The organism is Collinsella sp. TF09-1AT, from assembly GCF_003436895.1.
GTDB lineage: Bacteria > Actinomycetota > Coriobacteriia > Coriobacteriales > Coriobacteriaceae > Collinsella.
Genome location: NZ_QSRC01000006.1, coordinates 143,849 through 164,184, shown reverse-complemented (window position 1 = coordinate 164,184; position 20,336 = coordinate 143,849). Strand labels below are relative to the sequence as shown.

13 protein-coding genes are annotated in these 20,336 nt (G+C 57.9%); 9 read left to right on the top strand and 4 right to left on the bottom strand.

Features of this window, described 5'->3' with window-relative positions; genetic code table 11:
- The first annotated feature begins 204 nt into the window (after positions 1 to 204).
- The 3 genes from coaE to uvrB are packed head-to-tail and all read left to right on the top strand — an operon-like array spanning position 205 to position 3,712.
- Complete coding sequence (gene coaE / locus DXC90_RS07085; RefSeq protein ID WP_117735361.1) at positions 205 to 846, top strand: dephospho-CoA kinase; 642 nt, start codon at positions 205 to 207, stop codon at positions 844 to 846.
- Entirely contained in the window at positions 839 to 1,420 is a 582-nt protein-coding gene (locus tag DXC90_RS07080) for a lytic transglycosylase domain-containing protein (protein ID WP_117735360.1), read from the top strand. Before coaE ends, DXC90_RS07080 begins: the two co-directional genes overlap by 8 nt.
- Before the next feature lie 51 nt (positions 1,421 to 1,471).
- Positions 1,472 to 3,712 carry an excinuclease ABC subunit UvrB gene (uvrB, locus tag DXC90_RS07075; protein WP_117735359.1) on the top strand — a complete coding sequence of 747 codons (2,241 nt, stop codon included), beginning with the start codon at positions 1,472 to 1,474 and terminating at the stop codon, positions 3,710 to 3,712.
- Positions 3,713 to 3,777: 65 nt separating this feature from the next.
- On the opposite strand, the gene DXC90_RS07070 is transcribed toward uvrB, so the two are convergent.
- The 4 genes from DXC90_RS07070 to DXC90_RS07055 form a co-directional block, all read right to left on the bottom strand.
- On the bottom strand, positions 3,778 to 5,418 hold the full coding sequence (locus DXC90_RS07070) for an NAD(P)/FAD-dependent oxidoreductase (RefSeq protein ID WP_117735358.1): 1,641 nt from the start codon (positions 5,416 to 5,418) through the stop codon (positions 3,778 to 3,780).
- Positions 5,419 to 5,498: 80 nt separating this feature from the next.
- The gene (locus DXC90_RS07065; RefSeq protein WP_117735357.1) at positions 5,499 to 6,770 is read right to left on the bottom strand and encodes an NAD(P)/FAD-dependent oxidoreductase; all 1,272 of its coding nucleotides are present in this window, start codon (positions 6,768 to 6,770) and stop codon (positions 5,499 to 5,501) included.
- Positions 6,771 to 7,601 carry an Mrp/NBP35 family ATP-binding protein gene (locus DXC90_RS07060; RefSeq protein ID WP_022094864.1) on the bottom strand — a complete coding sequence of 277 codons (831 nt, stop codon included), beginning with the start codon at positions 7,599 to 7,601 and terminating at the stop codon, positions 6,771 to 6,773. It lies immediately after the preceding gene.
- A gap of 145 nt (positions 7,602 to 7,746) precedes the next feature.
- Positions 7,747 to 9,900, bottom strand: a complete 2,154-nt coding sequence (locus DXC90_RS07055) for an LTA synthase family protein (protein ID WP_158550240.1) — start codon at positions 9,898 to 9,900, stop codon at positions 7,747 to 7,749.
- A 194-nt stretch (positions 9,901 to 10,094) separates the two neighbouring features.
- On the opposite strand from DXC90_RS07055, the gene uvrA reads away from it, so the two are divergent.
- From uvrA to DXC90_RS07025, 6 genes are all read left to right on the top strand, one after another.
- Positions 10,095 to 12,974, top strand: coding sequence for an excinuclease ABC subunit UvrA (uvrA, locus tag DXC90_RS07050; protein ID WP_117735355.1), 2,880 nt, complete (start codon positions 10,095 to 10,097; stop codon positions 12,972 to 12,974).
- A 134-nt stretch (positions 12,975 to 13,108) separates the two neighbouring features.
- Positions 13,109 to 13,609, top strand: a complete 501-nt coding sequence (gene ybaK, locus DXC90_RS07045; RefSeq protein ID WP_117735354.1) for a Cys-tRNA(Pro) deacylase — start codon at positions 13,109 to 13,111, stop codon at positions 13,607 to 13,609.
- Positions 13,610 to 13,612: 3 nt separating this feature from the next.
- Positions 13,613 to 15,295, top strand: coding sequence for a murein biosynthesis integral membrane protein MurJ (gene murJ, locus DXC90_RS07040; RefSeq protein ID WP_233502240.1), 1,683 nt, complete (start codon positions 13,613 to 13,615; stop codon positions 15,293 to 15,295).
- Positions 15,296 to 15,301: 6 nt separating this feature from the next.
- Positions 15,302 to 17,242, top strand: coding sequence for an excinuclease ABC subunit UvrC (gene uvrC, locus DXC90_RS07035; RefSeq protein WP_117735353.1), 1,941 nt, complete (start codon positions 15,302 to 15,304; stop codon positions 17,240 to 17,242).
- Positions 17,243 to 17,606: 364 nt separating this feature from the next.
- Positions 17,607 to 19,220, top strand: a complete 1,614-nt coding sequence (locus DXC90_RS07030) for an ABC transporter substrate-binding protein (protein ID WP_117735352.1) — start codon at positions 17,607 to 17,609, stop codon at positions 19,218 to 19,220.
- A 157-nt stretch (positions 19,221 to 19,377) separates the two neighbouring features.
- Positions 19,378 to 20,334, top strand: coding sequence for an ABC transporter permease (locus tag DXC90_RS07025; protein WP_022094871.1), 957 nt, complete (start codon positions 19,378 to 19,380; stop codon positions 20,332 to 20,334).
- The last annotated feature ends 2 nt before the right edge of the window (positions 20,335 to 20,336 follow it).

Here is a 20,336-nt window from a genome sequence, read left to right as displayed (position 1 = left end):
GCCGCTGACCGGTGGACGGCACCGAGCCGTACGCTTGAACTGAAGAAGGGGGAGGCCTCGCGGCCTCCCCCTTTTTTTGCGTTATAGACACGTTGTGCTTTGGGACCTAGCTCCCTCTTATGCGCTCTTACTGTTTGGCTGTATTTTGAGCCCTTCTAGTGTATTTGAGCGATAATTACTCGCATTGGCGTTAGGGAGGGCTTGATGTTTACCGTATTTGTCTTGGGCAATATTGCTTCGGGTAAGTCGACTGCCTGCCGCTATTTCGAATCTCGTGGCGCTATGCTTATCGATCTGGATGAGCTTGCAAAATCGCTGTATGTGCCGGGCTCTGATATCGTCAATGCTCTCGCGGATGAATTCGGTTGGGACATTTTGGATGAGGAAGGCGCCATTCGCCGCAGCATCCTCGCTTCTCGAGCTTTCGCTTCTCCTGATTCGGTCGCAAGGCTCAATGGTATCGTGCATCCCGTTCTCATTAAACAGCTTTCGCTTAGGATTCTCGATCCGGTTTGTTGTACGGTTTCGTCTCCCCGTTATCCCTTTGCGGTAGTCGAGGTTTCTGCTCCGACTGGTTTTGAGGATGCATTTGGCTTGGCTGATGAAATTCTGGTCATCAGCGCTCCTTTGTCAGTTCGTCGCGAGCGTGCTATTCAACGTGGCATGGTGCCATCTGATTTCGATGCCCGTTCTGCTTGCCAGCCCGATGAGTCTGCGCTGTGCGATCTTGCCACAACGATTATTGATAATGCGGCAGGCGATAACTCGCTCTTTGAACAACTGGATGCATGGCTTGTGCGCCATGGGTTCGGGGATGTTGTGGATAAGGAGGAGGCCGATGCCTAAGACACGTTTCCTTACTTGGTATCGCCTTATACCGCTGGCTGCCGTTTTTGTCTTTGGCCTTATCTCATTCGTTTACTCGTATGCTCCTGCTGCCTTCTTTAAACCGCTGTATCCGATTGACTACGAGGCGTATGTTAAGCAATCCAGCATTTCGCATAGTTTGGATCCGTATTTGGTGTGCGCTGTCATTAAGTCTGAATCGAATTGGGATCCCGAGGCCGAGTCGAATCAAGGTGCTCAGGGATTGATGCAGCTGATGCCCGAGACTGCCCAGGATATGATCGCCAAGGGCCTTGTCGACGGTGGCGAGTATTCGGTCGACAACCTTAACGATCCGGCAACGAATATCGAGTTTGGCTGTGCATATCTTTCGTATCTTCTAGCGTATTTTAACGGGTCGACTGACAGTGCCATTGCCGCCTATAACGCCGGCATGGGCAATGTCGACGGATGGGCGCAGCAGAGTACGTCGCTTCATAATGCAATTACCTTTCCCGAGACGCAGGCGTATCTGATTCGTGTCAATAATGCCTGGGTTCGCTATAAGACCCTATATCCCGATCGGTTCGTATAGGACTATGCCTGCCGCCTGCGTATACTGCAGATATATGAGTTAGGAGTATCCATGGCGGAATTTGAAGTAGAACGCGTTGGTGGTGAACTTAAGCGCTTTGGCGTTGAAGGCTCTGACGTGCCGTTTAAGGTCGTGTCTCCCTATGACCCTGCAGGCTCTCAGCCTAAAGCCATTGAGTCGCTTGTGCAGGGTGTGAGGGACGGAGACCGCTATCAGGTTTTGCTGGGCGTGACTGGTTCGGGCAAGACCTTCACGATGGCAAAGACTATTGAGGCCTTGGGAAAGCCGACGCTGGTCATGGCTCCGAATAAAACGCTCGCCGCTCAGCTTGCGAGCGAGCTCAAAGAGTTCTTTCCCAACAACGCTGTGGTCTACTTCGTCTCGTACTACGACTACTATCAGCCCGAGGCGTATGTGCCGCAAAGCGATACATATATCGAGAAAGACTCCTCGATTAACGAAGAGGTCGAGATGCTGCGACATCAGGCGACCGCATCGCTGCTCTCTCGACGAGATGTGATTGTCGTCGCATCGGTCTCGTGTATCTATGGCATTGGCTCTCCTGAGGACTATGCGGGCCTAGCCCCGAACGTCGACAAAAAGGTGCCTCTCGAGCGCGATGACTTTATCCATGCACTTATCGACATTCAATATGATCGCAATGACTATGACCTGGCACGCGGCACGTTCCGCGTGCGCGGCGATGTTGTCGACGTGTATCCGCCTTATGCCGAGCATCCGTTGCGGTTTGAGTTCTTTGGCGACGAGGTCGAGCTGATTGCCGAGATCGATGAGGTCACCGGTGAGATGCTTCGTGAGTACGAGGCCATCCCCGTATGGCCGGCATCGCACTACGTGACCGAGAAGCCGAAGGTCAAGGCGGCTCTGAAATCGATCAGCGAAGAGTGCGAGAAGCGCGTGGCGGAGCTCAAGGCGACCGACAAGTTGCTCGAGGCGCAGCGTCTGCAGCAGCGCACCGATTATGATCTTGAGATGCTCGAGACGATGGGCTTTTGCAACGGCATCGAGAACTACTCACGTCATCTGGACGGTCGCAAGCCGGGTGAGCCGCCGTTTACCCTGATCGATTACTTTCCTAAGGACATGCTCTGCATCATCGATGAGAGCCATGTGACGGTGCCGCAGATTCGCGGCATGCACGAAGGTGACCGCTCGCGTAAGGTGACGCTGGTGGAGCATGGTTTTCGCCTGCCCTCGGCGCTCGATAACCGCCCGCTTCGTTTCGATGAGTTTGAGGCAAGGATCCCCCAGTTTATCTATGTTTCGGCCACGCCGGGTGACTATGAGCTGCGAGTGAGCCAAAATGACGTTGAGCAGATCATTCGTCCGACCGGTCTGCTCGATCCCAAGATCGACGTTCGTCCGGTCCGAGGCCAGATTGACGATCTTGAGGACGAGATTCGCGAGCGCGTTGCCCGCAAGGAGCGTGTGCTGGTGACCACGTTGACCAAGCGCATGGCCGAGGACCTGACCGACCACCTGCTTGATGCGGGCATTAAGGTCAATTACATGCACTCCGATACGGCGACGATGGACCGTGTCGAGATCCTGCGAACGCTGCGCGAGGGCAAGATCGATGTTCTCGTTGGCATCAACCTGCTCCGCGAGGGTCTAGACCTTCCCGAGGTCTCGCTGGTGGCAATTCTCGACGCCGATAAGGAAGGCTTCTTGCGCAACCGCCGTTCGTTGATTCAGACGATTGGCCGCGCGGCCCGTAACGCCGACGGCGAGGTCATCATGTATGCAGACGTTGTGACCGATTCGATGAAAGAAGCCATCGAGGAGACGCAGCGCCGTCGCGAGATTCAGATGGCATATAACGAAGACCATGGCATTGTGCCCAAGACGGTCCGCAAGGCCATTAACGACATTTCGAGCTTTATTGCCGAGGCCGAAAAGACTGTGGGCTCGAAGGGACGCTCGAGAGGCGATTCACTGGGTCACGGTGCGTTCTATACACCCGACGAAAACGGCGAGGACGCCGCGCCGGAGACGTCGGCACCCGAGCAGACGCTTGCCGAGCAGCTGGAAGGGCTACCGCACGACGAGCTCGTGCGGATCGTCGAGACCATGGAGGAAGACATGCGTAACGCCTCCGCCGCCATGGACTTTGAGGAGGCGGCGCGCCTGCGCGATGCCGTCGTTCAGATTCGGGCGATGCTCGAGGGTGCGTCTGAGGACGAGACGATCGAGCGCTTACGATCGCAGGCCCGCAAGGGTTCCACGTTCGCATCGGGCAGAAAACGCCAGGGTGCACGGTTTAAGAAATAGCGAACAGGCCCCGAGTTCCCTGTGGAGCTCGGGGCCTGTATCCTTTGCGCGCTGGAATTCGTGCGCTAGAGGTCAGCGATTAGGGCTTCGGCACAACGGATGCCGTCGGTGGCCGCGCTCATGATGCCGCCGGCATATCCAGCTCCTTCACCACAAGGGTAGAGGCCCGGGGTCGACACGGCATGGCACGCTCGGTCTCGGGTGACAGTGACCGGTGAGCTCGAACGAGTCTCCACACCGGTAAGAACGGCATCGGGGCGGTCGTAGCCTCGTAGCTTTTTTCCGAGTAGGGGAAGTCCCAGGCGGAGCGACTCGACGATATGCTGCGGGAGGGCATCGTCGATCGCCGTCCAGGTCACGCCAAGTGGATAGGTTGGTTTTACCTTTCCGGGTGCCGTGCTGGCGCGTCCTGCGAGGAAATCTCCGACGAGCTGTGCCGGTGCGTTCCAGTTGGAACCGCCCAGGCGATAGGCAGCCGCCTCGCAGGCACGCTGGAGCTCGATGCCGGCGAGCGGGCCATCGTTGGGAAGGTCCTCAGGCGTGACGTTAACGAGCAGAGCGGCATTTGCGTTGCGTCCGTCGCGGGCATTGAGACTGGCCCCGTTGACGCACAGATGGCACGGTTCTGAAGAGGCGGCAACAACCTGTCCGCCGGGGCACATGCAAAACGAGAACACGCTGCGGCCGTTGGGAAGATGGGCAACAAGTTTGTAAGGGGCCGCCCCGAGCGCTGGATGTCCCGCCGAGGCTCCATATTGGGCTCGGTCGATGTCGCGCTGCGGATGCTCGATGCGAACGCCCATGGCAAAGGTCTTTTGTGCGAGGGTCACGTTGTGGTCCTTAAGGAGCTCAAAAATATCGCGAGCAGAATGCCCGCAGGCGAGGATGAGGTGCTTTGTCTCGATTGGCTCGCAAGCGGCGTCTTGGGACGATTGGACATCAATACCGGTGATGGCGCCAGACACGTCGATGCGAATGTTGACGAGCCTCGTTCGATAACAGACGACACCTCCGAGCTGCTCGATGCGCTGGGATATAGCGGTGACAACCTTGGGAAGGATGTCGGAGCCAATGTGCGGCTTGGCATCCCACAGAATATCGCGGGGTGCACCCGCCTCGACGAAGGTTTCGAGGATAAGGCGATGGGCGGGATTTTTGGTTCCCGTATTGAGCTTGCCGTCCGAGAAGGTTCCCGCGCCGCCCAGGCCAAACTGGATATTGCTCTCGGGGTCGAGGATGCGCTCCTTTAGAAAGAGGTCGATCGCCTGCGAGCGGCGAAATGCCGGGTCGCCGCGCTCGATGAGCAAGGGCTTAAGACCTGCTTCGGCGAGCGTAAGCGCAGCGAAAAGGCCGGCACATCCGGCGCCGACAACGACGGGGCGTTCTTTGGGTGCGCCGGAAACGGGGGAGGGGAATGAAGGCCCATCGTCTTCTATCACGCGTACGCGCGAGCGGTCGCGCTCGGCAACGTTGCCGACCGCTTCTCGCTCGAGGTGGGGACTAGTCAGCTCAACACGAAATCTCAGGATATAATGGACGTCTCGTTTTTTGCGAGCGTCGATTGACTTGCGGTGGAGCTCGATGGACTTGATCTCTGAGTCCTTGCAACGTAGGACGCGCTTGGCGACTCGCTTGCCAACAATGAGGCAGGCATTTTCATCGCCGGCTTCATCGAGCGACGCGTTGACTTGGGTGATTTCGATCATCGAGGTCTCCTTAGAGGCAAGAAAGAGGCCGTCCGGTATCCCAGACGGCCCGAATGCGTTTTTGATTATAGACTGCGTGGCTACAGGCTGCTTGCAGCGCGAATGCCCGAGAGCCAGGCCCACGCAAGGTTAAAGCCTCCACAATCGGCGTCGATGTCGAGCGCTTCGCCGCAGACGTAAAGCGGGGCGTCGACAACGCTGCGCGCGCGTAAACTGGGTGTTGAGATGCTCTCGACAGATACGCCACCACGCGTGACCTGCGCAGAGCGTTCCTCGGCTGTTCCCTCGACGAGCAACTTAAAGTGCTTGAGGATCGAGACCAGGTGGATGACATCATTGGAGCCTGGATGGCACTGCTCGAACGCTGTGCAGACGACGCGGGAGAGTTGCGGGGCGAGCATGCCGTCGAGCCAACGGGGATTGCGGGGCGAAAAGCTATCGAGCAGCTCAACGCGCCGGTTGAGCGTATCGAGCAATTCGTCTTTGGAGAGGTCGGGGAAAACGTCGAGCAGGATCGTATCGCCGCGCTGGATACGACGGGAGAGGTTGAAGACAGCGACGCCCGAGATGCCGAAGGTTCGAAACAGCACTTCACCGTCTTCGTGCCAGAGCTCACTATGGTTACGGGCGAGCGTCAAGCGGGCGCGGACGCGCAGGCCATCCAACGTCTTGAGTGCCGCCCGATCGCCAACGACCGTTGCCGAAACGGGGCAGAGGATGGGGCGCAGCGAAGTGAGGGGGAGGCGAAACGTATCGGCGATACCGGTGGGGCTGCCGCCCGTGGCGATAATTACGGTATGTGCCTGCAGGGTCTCGTTCTTGCGAGGGACATCAGCGAGCGCTTTCCGAAGCGAGCGGAGCTCCGATTTTCGGTCGTCGTGCTTTTTTGCCTTGAGCGCCCGCGCTGGACGGTCTATTTGGAGTGCCCAGCCTTCGGAAGCTTTGTGCGCCGAGGCAACGTAGGCTCCGCAGATTAAGGTGATACCTAGGCGGTCGCAAACGTTGAGAAGCGCGTCGCGCACCGATTCGGCGCGAAGGGAGCGCGGGTACAGCCGGCCTTCCTCGGAGGTTGTCATGATACCCAGCGAGGAGAAGAAACCCATAAGCTCTTGTTCGGGCTGGGGGCCCATGACGGATGTGACGAATGCTGGGTGGTTATACCGCTGAGGATCGATCGATTCGTTGGAGAGGTTGCAGCGGCCGTTACCGGTCGCAAGGAGCTTAAGGCCGCAGGCGACATCGCGCTCAACGATGCAGACGCTTTTGCCAACGCGTGCGGCCGTAATGGCGGCGGCGAGGCCTGAAGCCCCGCCGCCGATTACCAGGACGTCATAGAAGGCGCTCGCGTTCACTTAGGCCTCGTCGGTCTCGTGCGGGGTAATAGCCTCGACGGCAGAGACTGCCTTGGGCAACATGCCATCGGGCAGCGCGGTCTCGACCTCGCCCTTATCGCAGGCCTCGGCGAGTGCCGGGTTAATGGGAAGCTGCCCCAAGATGTCGAGGTTATAGCGCTCTGCGACCTCGGGGAGCTTGCTCTTGCCAAAGACCTCGATCTTCTTGCCGCAGTCGGGGCACTCAATATAGCTCATGTTCTCGACAATGCCCAGAATGGGGACGTTCATCTTCTCGGCCATGTTGACCGCCTTGGCGACGATCATCGAGACCAGATCCTGCGGGCTCGTGACGATGACGATGCCGTCGACGGGCAGCGACTGGAAGACGGTGAGCGCGACGTCGCCTGTTCCCGGAGGCATGTCGACCAGCAGGTAGTCGATGGGGCCCCACGAGGTCTCGCTCCAGAACTGCCTAATGGCGCCTGCGATGACCGGACCGCGCCAAAGGACGGGGTCGGTCTCGTTTTGGAGCAGCAGGTTGGAGCTCATGACCTTGACGCCGTGCTCGGAGATTTCGGGCAGCATAAGGTTGCCAAGGGCATGGACGTGGCGTCCACTCATACCGAACATCTTGGGGATAGAGGGACCGGTGATGTCGGCATCGAGGACGCCGACCTTGTGGCCGTGACGGGCAAGCTCGGTGGCGATGGCACCGGTGACAAATGACTTGCCGACACCGCCCTTGCCGGAAAGCACGGCGATGACGCGCTTGACCTCGGACAGCGTGTTCTCCTCAAATTGCGACGGCGACGTTTGTCCGCCGGCGGCCTGTGCGTGTTCGCAACCCATGTATGACTCCTTTGTATATGCTGGGGCCGGGGCCCCGCGATGTGACACGAGCGTCATTGTACCCTCGTTTGCGAGCGGGAGTCATTTGCGATGCGTTTGGGCCGAGCGTGCTTGCAATACGATGGGCCCAAGCGAATGGGCGGGCTTACTGAACTTTGCTGGCGAACTCGAGGTATTGCATGCGCTGCAGCTTGTCGATCATCGAGGCGTAGGGGCTGTCTTTCGATTCCAAGTCGTAGCGCAGCCCGTCGGCACCGAGATAGCCGGCGACATTGATGGTGGGCACATCTGACCTTGTCGCAAGCAGGGCCTTTTGGTAATTGGTGAGCGGGGCGCCGATCTTATTAAGGGTAATGGCTGCAATCTCGTTTGCCCCGACGGTGTCGTAGACGTTGAGCTCGGTATTGCCGGCGATCTCATAGTTAGCCCAGACGAGATATGTCGACTGATAGATACGGAAAGCGTGACTTGCCGTATCTTCCTGAGGGTACAGCTCGTCGTTGAGAGTCGTTGCGGCGCTCGGCTGATGGTCGCCAAAAAAGACAAGAACAACCGGTCTGCCGATGTTGCGGAGCTCGTTGATAAAGTACTCGAGGTCCCGGTCGGATGCGTTGATGCAGGTGAGATAGGTGTTGAGCGCGCTGTTGGCGCCTTCGCTGGCTCCCTCGACCCAATAGTTTGTCAGCTCTTCGGCGGGAACGGTGCCATAGTCGTAGCCGCCGTGATTTTGCATCGTGACGTCAAAGATGAACTGCGGCGCTTCGTCGGTTCTAAGCAGGTCGAGTATCTTGTCGTAGGTGACGTAGTCGCATACGCCGGCATGGTAATAGGGCGCACCTTCGAAATCGCCGATTGAAAGAAAGTCTCCAAAGCCCAGCTGCTGATAGATTTTATCTCGATGGTAGTTGACGGGGTTTTGCGGGTGCATAGCGGTAGTGGTATACCCAAGCTCTTTAAGGTCCTTTGCCAGGCTGTTTACGCCATTCATCTGATACAGCTGATAGGGGATCTTGCCTAATCCGACAAAGGCCGTTGTCGCTCCGGTCAAAAATTCGAATTCGGAGTTCGCCGTTCCGCCACCGGCGACCGAAGCGAGCATGGTGCCGCGAACAAGTGTGTCGGGAAGCGAGTTGTAGAATGCGGGGCCGGTGTACCCGGCCGCCTGGAGCTGCTCAAAGCACGAAAGGTCGCTAAAACTCTCATTCATGACGGCAACAATCGTCGGCTTGATTTCATTGAACTGGGCAACGGCCGCCGCGCGCTGCTCGCTCGAGCCATATGTGCTGTCGTAGGCGGCGGCGAGCTCCTGCTCGATGCTCTGCGCCTCATCGGGCGTATAGTCTTCGGGCTTCTCAATGGGCAACTCGTTGACCATTTCGGTGAACGAAGTGATAAAACCCTGAGACGCATACGTGGTGATGGGCTGCCAACGGTCAAATCCAAAATCCAGCGCCTGCTCCAAGTCGATGTTGGAAAAGCCTGAGAGCCCCACAACGGTCACTAGCAGAAAAGCACAGAGGTTAGCGGCGATAGCGGGGAAGACATGGGTGGGCGTACGGAGCTTTCGCGGTCGGATGAGCGAAAGAAGCCCCAGGGAAATCTCCAGCAGGGCGAGAGAGGTTACGATTCCGGCGGTAAAGGTAAACTCGTATCCCTCGCTCACTTCCATTGCGGTGCCAAGGGCCAAGATATCGCTTGGCAGGATGGCTTCGCCTTTAAACGTTATGACGAAGTGCTCGGCAATGCCAAGGATGCAGCAGACGACGGGCACGAGAGCCATGACGCCTCCATGACGCTGTCCCAGCAAATAAAGGGAGAGCAGAACCGTCGCGAGCAGCCCGACGGAAAACCCGAATGAGTTGGCGGGAATGCGATAGAACGTTTCGTTGCAGGCAATTTCGAGTGAAACGAACGAGAGCGCTGAAACAGCGGCGATGACAAGGATGTCACGGCAAATACAGGCAACCGTTCCCGTCGCAAGGTCGGTTTGGTCGATAAGTCCCGAAACCAAGGGCTCGACAAGAAGCATGACGGCGGCAGCACCGAGCGCCGAATAAGAAAGGACCCATAGGGAGCTGCCCTCATTTACGAGCGATTGATTCGTAACCCATGCAGCTACCACGCCGAGCGGGATGAGGAGCGTCGCGCACCAAAAGACGCAGGCAATGGGTGGCTTTTCGTTGCGTTTGATTGAAAAATACACGCGCACGACGACGGTGGCCACGATAAGGACGGCGATGAATATGGGCAGATTGGCCATGTCGCTCGAAGTGATTTCAAGGGGGATATCTTCGGTCATGGACGTTCCTCTGGTACAGCAAATTAAGTTCAGTATTAGATTACTGTAACCTTTCCACGGCATTTCGAGAAACAAAGCGCCCGATACGCAAAGCTAAAGGTCTGCGAATCTTGTATTACGAACATCTGTGCGCGTCGAGTGCGCTAAACTCATCGGCAGGTATGATTCGATGCAATAGGAGGCAAGGAGCTTCCATGTCTGATTCTTCTATCGTTATTCGCGGCGCTCGTGAGCATAACCTCCGGGATATCGATGTTTCCATTCCGCGTGACCAACTCGTGGTCATTACCGGTCTTTCTGGCTCGGGCAAGAGTTCGCTGGCATTCGACACTATCTATGCCGAGGGCCAGCGTCGATACGTCGAGAGCCTTTCGAGTTATGCGCGCCAGTTCTTGGGCCAGATGGACAAACCCGACTTGGATTCAATCGACGGCCTTTCGCCGGCTGTCTCAATTGATCAAAAGACGACATCCAAGAACCCGCGCTCGACGGTTGGCACCGTAACCGAGATTTATGACTATCTGCGCCTGCTGTTCGCCCGTGTGGGCACCCCGCACTGTCCCGAATGTGGCCGTGTCATTGAGCGTCAGACGACCGATCAGGTTGCCGACAAGGTCTTGGCGGCGGGGGAGGGCCGCCGCGCGTTTGTGCTGGCACCGGTGGTACGCGGGCGAAAAGGCGAGTACACCAAACTGTTTGAGGACCTTCGCGCCGAGGGCTTTAGCCGCGTGCGTGTCGACGGTGAAGTGCGCTCGCTCGACGATCCGATCGATCTGGACAAGAAGTTCAAGCACGATATCGAGGTCGTGGTCGATCGCATCGTGATCCGTGAGAACTCTCTGGGCCGTATCGCCGAGTCTGTTGAGCAGGCGACCGCGCTGGCTCACGGCAATGTAAACGTGTACATGCTGCCCGATCGTGATGCTCCCGAGGGGACCGAGGGCGAGCTGCTGGAGTATTCGTTGGCCTTGGCGTGCCCGGAGCATGGTCACTCCATTGACGATCTTCAGCCGCGTGATTTTTCGTTCAACGCTCCCTATGGCGCATGTCCTGAGTGCGACGGCCTGGGCTTTAAGAAAACCGTTGATGCCGAGGCGCTGATCGAGGACCCCTCGAAGTCCATTGCCGACGGAGTCTTTGGTAGCCTGTTTGGCAATTCGAACTACTATCCGCAGATTTTTGCTGCGGTCTGCAAACACTTTAAGGTGAGCACCGATACGCCGTGGGAGGACTTGCCCCCTCGCGTGCGTCGTGCATTCTTGGATGGCCTGGGCGATACGAAGATCTCGGTCGACTACCAAAAGCTCGACGGACGTCGCAGCCAGTGGGATACCAAGTTTTCGGGCGTTCGCAACATCCTGTACGAACGCTATACCGAGACGACGAACGAGAACACCAAGGCGCGCTTGGAGAAGTACATTCGCGAGGAACCGTGCTCGAGCTGCCACGGCGCTCGTTTGCGCCCTGAGATGCTCGCCGTCACCGTGGGTGGCAAGTCCATTTACGAGGTTTGTTGCCTGTCGTGCCGTGAGTCGCTCGAGTTTTTTGAGGGCCTGGAGCTCACCGAGCGCCAACAGTTTATCGGCGGGCGCATCGTCAAGGAAATTCTGGAGCGTCTGCGTTTTCTGGTCGATGTTGGACTCGACTATCTGACACTCGATCGCGCCTCGGCGACGCTTTCCGGTGGCGAGGCACAGCGTATTCGACTGGCAACGCAGATCGGCGCGGGTCTCATGGGCGTGCTCTATATTCTGGATGAGCCCTCGATCGGTCTTCATCAGCGTGACAACGAGCGCCTGATCAAGACGCTTGAGCGCCTGCGCGATATCGGCAATACCGTTATCGTCGTCGAACACGACGAGGATACAATCCGTGCCGCCGATTACGTGATCGACATGGGTCCCGGCGCCGGTGTCAACGGCGGACACGTAGTCGCGGCGGGAACGCCTGCCGATATCATGGCGTGTCCTGAGTCGATGACGGGCGCTTATCTGACCGGTAAGCGAATGATCCGGGTGCCTGATGAACGGCGCAAGCCCGGTCGCGGCTGCCTTAAAATTACGGGCGCTCGAGCCAACAACCTCAAAAACGTTACTGCCAAGATCGAGTTTGGTACGCTTACGGTTGTTACCGGCGTGTCGGGATCGGGCAAGAGCTCCCTGGTTACCGATACCATTGCGCCTGCCCTTACGAATGCCATTCACCGTTCGACGCGCCCTGTGGGTCCATATAAGAAAATCGAGGGCATCGAGTGTATCGATAAGGTTATCGATATCGACCAGTCGCCGATTGGCCGCACGCCGCGTTCCAACCCTGCTACCTATATCGGCCTGTGGGATGATCTTCGCGCGCTGTTTGCGAGTACGCCGGAGTCGAAGGCGCGCGGCTACTCGCCGGGTCGTTTCTCCTTTAATGTGAGTGGCGGGCGCTGTGAGGCGTGCAAGGGCGACGGACAGATCAAGATCGAGATGCACTTCCTTCCCGATATCTACGTTCCCTGCGAAGTTTGCGGCGGTAAACGCTACAACCGCGAGACACTCGAGGTCACTTACCGTGGCAAGACCATCTCGGACGTACTTGACATGAGCGTGGCCGAGGCACTGGCTTTCTTTGGGAATATCCCGCAGATTAAGCGCAAGCTTCAGACGCTGTACGATGTAGGCTTGGGCTACGTGAGCCTGGGCCAGCCGGCAACGACGCTTTCGGGTGGCGAGGCACAGCGCGTAAAGCTTGCCAAGGAACTCCACCGCCGTCAGACGGGTAAGACGTTCTACATTCTGGATGAGCCGACGACCGGTCTCCATTTTGAGGATGTCCGCCAGCTGCTCGACGTGCTGCAGCGCCTGGTCGATGCGGGCAACACGGTTCTGGTGATCGAGCACAATCTCGATGTCATCAAGGTTGCCGACCGTCTGATCGATATGGGCCCCGAGGGCGGCAATGGCGGCGGAACTGTCGTGGTCTCGGGTACGCCAGAGCAGGTCGCGGCATGTTCACAGAGCTACACGGGCAAGTTCTTGGCCCCGCTGCTCGAGCGCGACCGCGAGCGTCAAGCACAACTCGACGCCCAGTAAAGAGACGCCGTCATGCGAGAAGCGCCACCGATTCCTTTCGATTCGGTGGCGCTTCTGTGTGTCGAGATGACGTATGCGGCTACATTGGACATATACTTATGCGTTGCGTTCGAATGCGAGGGAAGGGACATGCCATGGCAAAGGCTGCAAAGACGCCGAAAACCAATGCGATGCGCGAGCTGGAAAACGCCGGCATCTCCTATATTCTCCATACGTATGAAGACGATGGCGATGAGTCGGCGGGTTTAGGCGTTGCAATTTCGGAACAACTTGGCGAGGAGCCTGGCCAGGGTTTTAAGACCTTGGTTTGCGTGGCGCCGTCCAATGAACACGTTGTGTGCTGTATTCCCGTTGCCGACGAGCTTGACCTAAAGGCCGCCGCGCGCGCCGCTGGCGAAAAGTCGCTGACCATGATGCATGTTAAGGACTTGCTTGCCGCGACGGGGTATGTCCGGGGCGGCTGCAGTCCAGTCGGCATGAAAAAACGCTTTCGGACGCTGATCGATGAGACATGCGTCCTTTGGGATACCATTTTTATCTCAGGCGGTAAGCGTGGCTATCAGCTTGAGCTTGCCCCCGACGACTTAGTTGCATTTTGCGGGGCGACGGTTGCCCCGATCACGAGAGAGGACTGAACGATGCCGCAGGAAGAATCGAAGCGCGGGGCTCACTTTGCAAAGCGTTCGGCTTCTCAGACGCCCGCGCCTGAGGCTTCTTCGTCGCAAGATGACACTGACGACATGGGCTCGTCGGACTACTCCACGGTTGGTCGTTCCGCCGGGCTTATGACCATCCTGACCATCGTGTCTCGCGTCACCGGTTTTATCCGCACGTGGGCAATGGCGGCCGCTATCGGCATGTCGCTACTCTCGTCCTCCTATCAGGTCGCCAACAACCTGCCCAATATGCTCTACGAACTCGTGATGGGCGGCATGCTCGTGACGGCTTTTTTGCCCGTGTACATGGGCGTGAGGCGTGAGCAGGGTCGCGAGGCCTCGAACGAGTACGTGGGCAACCTGCTTGGCATTCTGCTTTTGGTGCTGGGTGGCATTTCGTTGCTGGGGACTGTGTTCGCCCCGGGCTTTATCTGGACGCAATCGTTCCTTTCGGGTGACGGCGGCAGCATGGATACCGCTGCGTTCATGTTCCGTTTTTTTGCCATCCAGATTCTGTTTTATGGTTTGGGCTCGGTGTTCTCGGGCGTTCTTAACGCACACCGCGACTACTTCTGGTCGACGTTTGCCCCGGTCCTCAACAATGTGATCGTCATTGCGAGCTTTATGGGTTTTGCGCCCGTGTCCGCACAGCTTGGCGAACGTGCCGGCATCATCTTGATTGCGGCCGGTACGACCCTCGGTGTCTTTGTTCAGATGGCATGTCAGATCCCCGCGCTTGGTAAGCACGGCGTGCATCCCCATATCCATATCGACTTTAAGGACCCCGCACTGCGCCAGACGATTGCGCTCGGTATCCCGACGCTGCTCGCCACAGTGTGCATGTTTGTCTCGACTTCTATCACCAACGCTGCCGCGCTGGTGGTCCAGCCCGAGACTGGTCCTTCCGTCATCGCCTATGCGCGTCTGTGGTACACGCTGCCCTACGCGCTGATTGCCGCCTCGCTTTCGACGGCGCTCTATACCGAGCTTTCTCACGACGCACAGGAGAAGGATTACGACAGCGTTCGCACGGGCATTTCGCGTGGCGTCGCCCAGATGCTGTTCTTCCTGATTCCGTTCACGCTGTACCTGATTGTCTTCGCGCGTCCGCTCAACATGATTTACTGTGCCGGCAAGTTTGATGAGTCCGGCGTGGCGCTGGTGTCCGAGTTCCTTGTCTACCTGGCGTTCTCGCTGCCGCTCTACGGCGTGGTCGTATTGATGCAGAAGAGCTTCTCTGCCTTGCTCGACATGAAGCCCTATAGCCGCTATTGCCTGTATTCCGCCATCGGCCAGGCCGGCTCGGTTCTGCTGTTTGGCGTTGTGCTGGGCTTCGGTATGCCGGCAATCGCGCTTTCGTATGTCGTTGACTACGTGATCTTGGTCGGTTGTTCGCTGTGGTGGCTGCGTCGTCGTCTGCGTGGCCTTCAGGTCAAATCTATCCTGCATGGCGGTTTCTTTGGCCTTTTGCTCGGTGGCCTGGGTGCTGCCGCAGGCGCCGGCGTCATGTGGGCGCTTGAGCACTTTGTCGGGGCACTTGGCGGCTCGATTCTGATTACTCTTGGCTACGTTTGCGTTGCGGGTGTCGTCTCGCTTGCTGTTACCTTTGGCCTTGCCGTCGTTCTTAAGATGCCCGAGGTCTCGGCGCTGCTTCGTCGCAAGTAGGTGCGCATGGTCGGTCACGACAACATTCCAACGCTTGCCGAGCAGGTTTCGCGCGTTCCCACGCAGCCCGGCTGCTACCTTTGGAAAGACGCCAAGGGCGATGTCATCTACGTGGGCAAGGCGAAAAACCTACGCGCCCGCATGCGTCAATACGTGACACTGCAGGATGAGCGTCAAAAGATCCCGCTGATGATGCAGCTGGTGGCGAGCTTTGACTATATCGTGGTGGAGACCGAGCATGAGGCGTTGGTGCTCGAGCGCAATTTGATTGGTCAGTACCATCCGTACTTTAACGTCGACCTCAAGGATGACAAGAGCTACCCCTTTATCGCCATTACAAAGGGCGACCTGTATCCCGCTATCAAATACACGCGTGAGCGTCATAAGCCGGGAACGCGCTATTTTGGACCCTATACCGATAGCCGTGCGGCACGTGAGACGATAGATACGCTGCGCAAGGTTATTCCCATTTGCTCCGCATCCTGTGCGGAGTGGCGTCGTTGCCGCCGTATCGTCGAGTCCCACAAGGGCGAGGAAGACATCGTCAATATGATTTGCGCGCAAAACGGGCGCCCCTGCTTTGACTACCATGTCGGGCGCGGACCGGGTGCGTGTGTCGGTGCGATTTCCCCGGCAGACTATGCCAAGAACGTCAAGCGTGTCGAGCGCTTTTTGTCGGGCCATCGCAAGGATGTCGTCGATGAGCTGACCTCCGAGATGACGGATGCCGCCGAGGCGCTCGACTTTGAGCGCGCGGCACGCGTCAAACGTCGTTTGGAGGTCATCAGGGGTCTGGACGATCGTCAGCAAGTCGTTTTTCCCTCCAGTGTCGATATCGATGTCATCGGTTTCTATCGCGAAGAGACCATCTCCGCCGCTTGCGTCTTCGTCGTTCGCGAGGGCCGAACAGTTCGCACCTGCGAGTTCATTCTCGACAAGGGTCTTGATGTTGACGAGGAAGAGCTCCAGTCGGGCTTTCTTAAACGCTATTACGATGAGACGGCTGATATTCCAGCTGAGGTCAACCTCTCCGTCGAGCTTGAGGATGCGGAGGCGCTGGGGGAGTGGCTTGCAGGCAAGCGCGAGCGTTCCTGCCATCTCCATAGGCCGCAGCGTGGCGAAAAGCACCGTTTGCTCGCTATGGCATCCAAAAATGCGCGCCATGCCCTCATGCGCTACATGATGCGAACGGGGTACGCTGACGACCGCACCAATCAAGCGCTCCTGGAGCTCGAAAGCGCGCTGGCGCTGCCGGCGCCGCCGATGCGTATCGAGTGCTTCGATATCTCGACGCTGCACGGAACCTTTACCGTCGCCTCGATGGTAGTGTTTACCAACGGGCGCGCTGACAAGAGCCAGTACCGTCGTTTTAAAATTCAGGCCGAATTGGACGAGGCAAACGACTTCGTGTCGATGTCCGAGGTTTTGGGACGACGCTACGCTCCCGAACGCATGGCCGATGAGCGCTTTGGCTCGCGGCCCGATCTGCTTGTTGTCGACGGCGGCAAACCGCAATTGACGGCTGCGATCAAACAACTTGAGGCCCTGGGGCTCGATATACCAGTTTGCGGCTTGGCAAAGGCCGATGAGGAGGTTTTCGTGCCTTGGGACGAGACGCCCGTCGTGCTGCCGACCGGGTCTGCTTCGCTCTATCTAATCAAACAGGTTCGCGATGAATCGCACCGTTTTGCAATTACATTCCATCGCGAGCTGCGCGATAAGGCCATGACGGTTTCGATACTCGATGACGTTCCAGGGGTGGGACCCACCAGAAAACGTGCCATTATGCGTCATTTTGGCTCGATGAAGCGTTTGCGCGCGGCGAGCGAGCAAGAGATCGCGGAAGTTCGAGGCATTCCTGCCGATGTCGCCAAAGCGGTTCACGAGACGCTCGTTGCGTGGGATGCCGAGCGTTCCGGGGCGGCGGCAAAGCAATCCGAAAACTAAACACGAGCCTAAACAGCTGATATACATGATTGCGCGATTTTCAACCATTTATTTCGCCATGATTGCCTGCTGGTTTCGGGTTTTATTAACGGTAAAACGTTTGACTAACCCAAGTGAAAACCCTGATATCCTGCGGGTTGACGAAGACTGATATCTCACCTCGTCGATACATACTGTCTGGCGAATCATTTGTCAATGAATTCGGTGAACGGTAGTAAATACCGTTCAAGCGGATGTATGTATCGGTCGCCGAGCGCGGCACCTCAGTTGGGTTCGTCGGTAGGTAAGGTATATATCGTCCGCAAGTTGCGCGGGGGCAAGTCTAGGTGCTCCCGAGTAAGATTCTCTACTGATAGGAGAAGACATGGCCATCATCAACAAGGGTATGTCCAGGCGTTCGTTCCTCGGCCTCACCGGCAGCGTCGCTGCTGTCGCCGGCCTTGGTCTCACTGGCTGCGGTGGCAGCTCTAGCGACGAGGGTTCCGCTTCCGGCTCCACCGATTCCGCCAACCGTGGCGGCGGCGTGATCACCGCTGGTTCCGCTTACGCTCCGTCCAGCTTCGATCCCGCCACCACCGGTTCCGCTGTTGGCCTGGGTGCCAACTGGCATGTCATCGAGGGCCTCTACGGCATCGATTACCACGACTACAGCACTTTCAACGAGCTCGCTACTGACGATCCCAAGTCTGTGGATGACACCACCTTCGAGGTCACCATCCGTAAGGGCGCCAAGTTCTCCGATGGCACTGAGGTCACCGCTGACGACGTTGTGGCTTCCTACAACGCTTGCGCCGCTTCCGCTACCTATGCTCCGTTCTTCCAGCCTTTCGAGTCCATCGAGGCCAAGGACGCCAGTACCGTGACGGTCAAGACCAAGGTCCCCAACTTCTCCCTGCTCAAGGATCGTCTGGCCATCATCCGCGTTACCCCGGCCACCCAGGCCGAGGAGGATCGCGCCAAGCAGCCGATCGGCTCCGGCCCCTGGATGTACGATGCCATCTCCGACACCGAGATCACCCTGGTTCCCAACCCCGAGTACAACGGTGAGTATGCTGCCGAGGACGAGAAGATCCAGTACAGCATCCTGACCGACCCCACCGCTCGCGTCACTGCTCAGCAGGAAGGCTCCACGCTCGTCATGGAGCTCGTTACCGCTGACGCCGTCGATCAGCTCGAGAGCGCTGGCTGCAAGATTGACAACGTTCAGGGCTTCGGTACCCGCTTCATCATGTTCAACGTCGCCAAGGCGCCTTGGAACGACGTCAAGGTCCGTCAGGCCGTTATGTATGCGCTCGACACCGAGAAGATGATCAGCAACACCTTCGCCGGCCTTGCTACCGCCGCCAGCTGCTACCTGCCCAAGAGCTTTACCAACTATCATGAGGCCTCCACGGTGTACAAGACCGACGCCAAGAAGGCTAAGAAGCTCATCGAGGAGTCCGGCATCACCCCGGGCGCCATCACCCTGCGCACCACCGATAACGAGCAGATCAAGGGCATGGCTGCCCAGGTCAAGAACGACCTTGACGCTCTCGGCTTCGATGTGACCATCCAGACCGATACCTCGCCGGCCACCTACGCTGCCATCGACGGCGGCGAGGCTTACGATATCCTCCTTGCCCCTGGCGATCCTTCCTGCTTCGGCGCTGACCCCGACCTGCTGCTCAACTGGTGGTTTGGCGACAACGTCTGGATGCAGACCCGTTGCCCGTGGAAGGAGTCCGCTGAGTGGGAGAAGCTCCACGGACTCATGGACGAGGCTCTTGCCGCCGAGGGCGACGAGCAGCAGAAGAAGTGGAACGAGTGCTTCGACATCATCGCCGACAACGCCGTTCTGTACCCCGTTGTCCACGTCAAGACCGTCTCTGCTTCTTGGGACGATCCGTCCACCGCGCCCAACGGCGAGGCCCTCGATGGTTTCAAGGGCATCGGCACGACGAGCATGTCCTTTAAGGGCGTCGCGACCGTCAAGGCGTAAGACTCGCTTGAGTCTATATGCAGGATACCGGTCGTTGAGACCGTATCCTCATAGTTGAAACAAAGACCCGGGCGGCAACGATGTCGCTCGGGTCTTGTAATGAGTATCCGTACTCATATACCAGTTGGTCCTACCGACAAAAGAAAGGGGAGAGAACGTGAACAACTTTCTACGTTTGATTGGAAGGCGTCTTGTCGCGCTGCCGATCATGGCATTGGGCGTCACCGTCCTGGTGTTCTTCCTTATGTCGTTCTCCAAGACCGACCCCGCCTACACGGCGTTGGGTGACGGTGCCTCGCCCGAGGCGGTTGCCGAGTACCATGAGAAGTATGGTCTGGACGACCCCTGGCCCGTGCGTTATGTGCGCTATATGGGCGACTTGATCCACGGCGACATGGGCACCTACGGCGCTGCTCGTAACTCTGTTGCCAAGCGCATCTCCACGGCCCTGCCCGTCACGATGCAGCTGACCTTTATCGGTCTTGCCATCGGCGCGGTCGTTTCGTTTTTGCTCGGCGTCATCGCGGCACTGTATCGCGATAAATGGCCGGACCAAGTGATCCGCGTCTTTTCCATTGCCGGCTTGGCAACCCCGTCGTTCTGGCTTGCCGTTCTGTTGATTTTGCTGTTCTCTTCCTACCTTAAGGTGCTCCCGGCATCGGGCGCCCTGCCTCACTTCACCACGAATCCGGCTGGTTATCTGGGACGCATGATCATGCCCGCCATCGCCTTGGCATTTCCGCTGACGGGCCAGATGACTCGTATCGTGCGTACCGCCATGGTCGAGGAGCTCGATAAGGACTATGTCCGTATGGCTCGCGGTGCCGGCGTTCCCGAAAAGGTCGTCGTCGGTATCAACGTTCTTCGCAATGCGCTGATTACCCCGGTCACCACCCTCGGCCTTAAGATCGGCTACCTCATGGGCGGTGCCGTCGTCATTGAGGTTATCTTCAACCTCCCGGGCATGGGTACCGCGATTCTGCAGGGCGTTCAGGGCAACGAGGCGAACTTGGTTCAGGGCGTCGTCATCGTCGTTGCTCTTGCCTTCATCATCATCAACATCGTGGTTGACATGCTCTACCTGCTCATCAACCCGCGCATCAGGACGGTGTAGAT

What these genes read in the sequence shown, in the direction of transcription:
- coaE (WP_117735361.1), top strand. Translation starts at nt 205, where the DNA reads ATGTTTACCGTATTTGTCTTGGGCAATATTGCTTCGGGTAAGTCGACT.
- DXC90_RS07080 (WP_117735360.1), top strand. Translation starts at nt 839, where the DNA reads ATGCCTAAGACACGTTTCCTTACTTGGTATCGCCTTATACCGCTGGCT.
- uvrB (WP_117735359.1), top strand. Translation starts at nt 1,472, where the DNA reads ATGGCGGAATTTGAAGTAGAACGCGTTGGTGGTGAACTTAAGCGCTTT.
- DXC90_RS07070 (WP_117735358.1), bottom strand. Translation starts at nt 5,418, where the DNA reads ATGATCGAAATCACCCAAGTCAACGCGTCGCTCGATGAAGCCGGCGAT.
- DXC90_RS07060 (WP_022094864.1), bottom strand. Translation starts at nt 7,601, where the DNA reads ATGGGTTGCGAACACGCACAGGCCGCCGGCGGACAAACGTCGCCGTCG.
- DXC90_RS07055 (WP_158550240.1), bottom strand. Translation starts at nt 9,900, where the DNA reads ATGACCGAAGATATCCCCCTTGAAATCACTTCGAGCGACATGGCCAAT.
- uvrA (WP_117735355.1), top strand. Translation starts at nt 10,095, where the DNA reads ATGTCTGATTCTTCTATCGTTATTCGCGGCGCTCGTGAGCATAACCTC.
- ybaK (WP_117735354.1), top strand. Translation starts at nt 13,109, where the DNA reads ATGGCAAAGGCTGCAAAGACGCCGAAAACCAATGCGATGCGCGAGCTG.
- murJ (WP_233502240.1), top strand. Translation starts at nt 13,613, where the DNA reads ATGCCGCAGGAAGAATCGAAGCGCGGGGCTCACTTTGCAAAGCGTTCG.
- uvrC (WP_117735353.1), top strand. Translation starts at nt 15,302, where the DNA reads ATGGTCGGTCACGACAACATTCCAACGCTTGCCGAGCAGGTTTCGCGC.
- DXC90_RS07030 (WP_117735352.1), top strand. Translation starts at nt 17,607, where the DNA reads ATGGCCATCATCAACAAGGGTATGTCCAGGCGTTCGTTCCTCGGCCTC.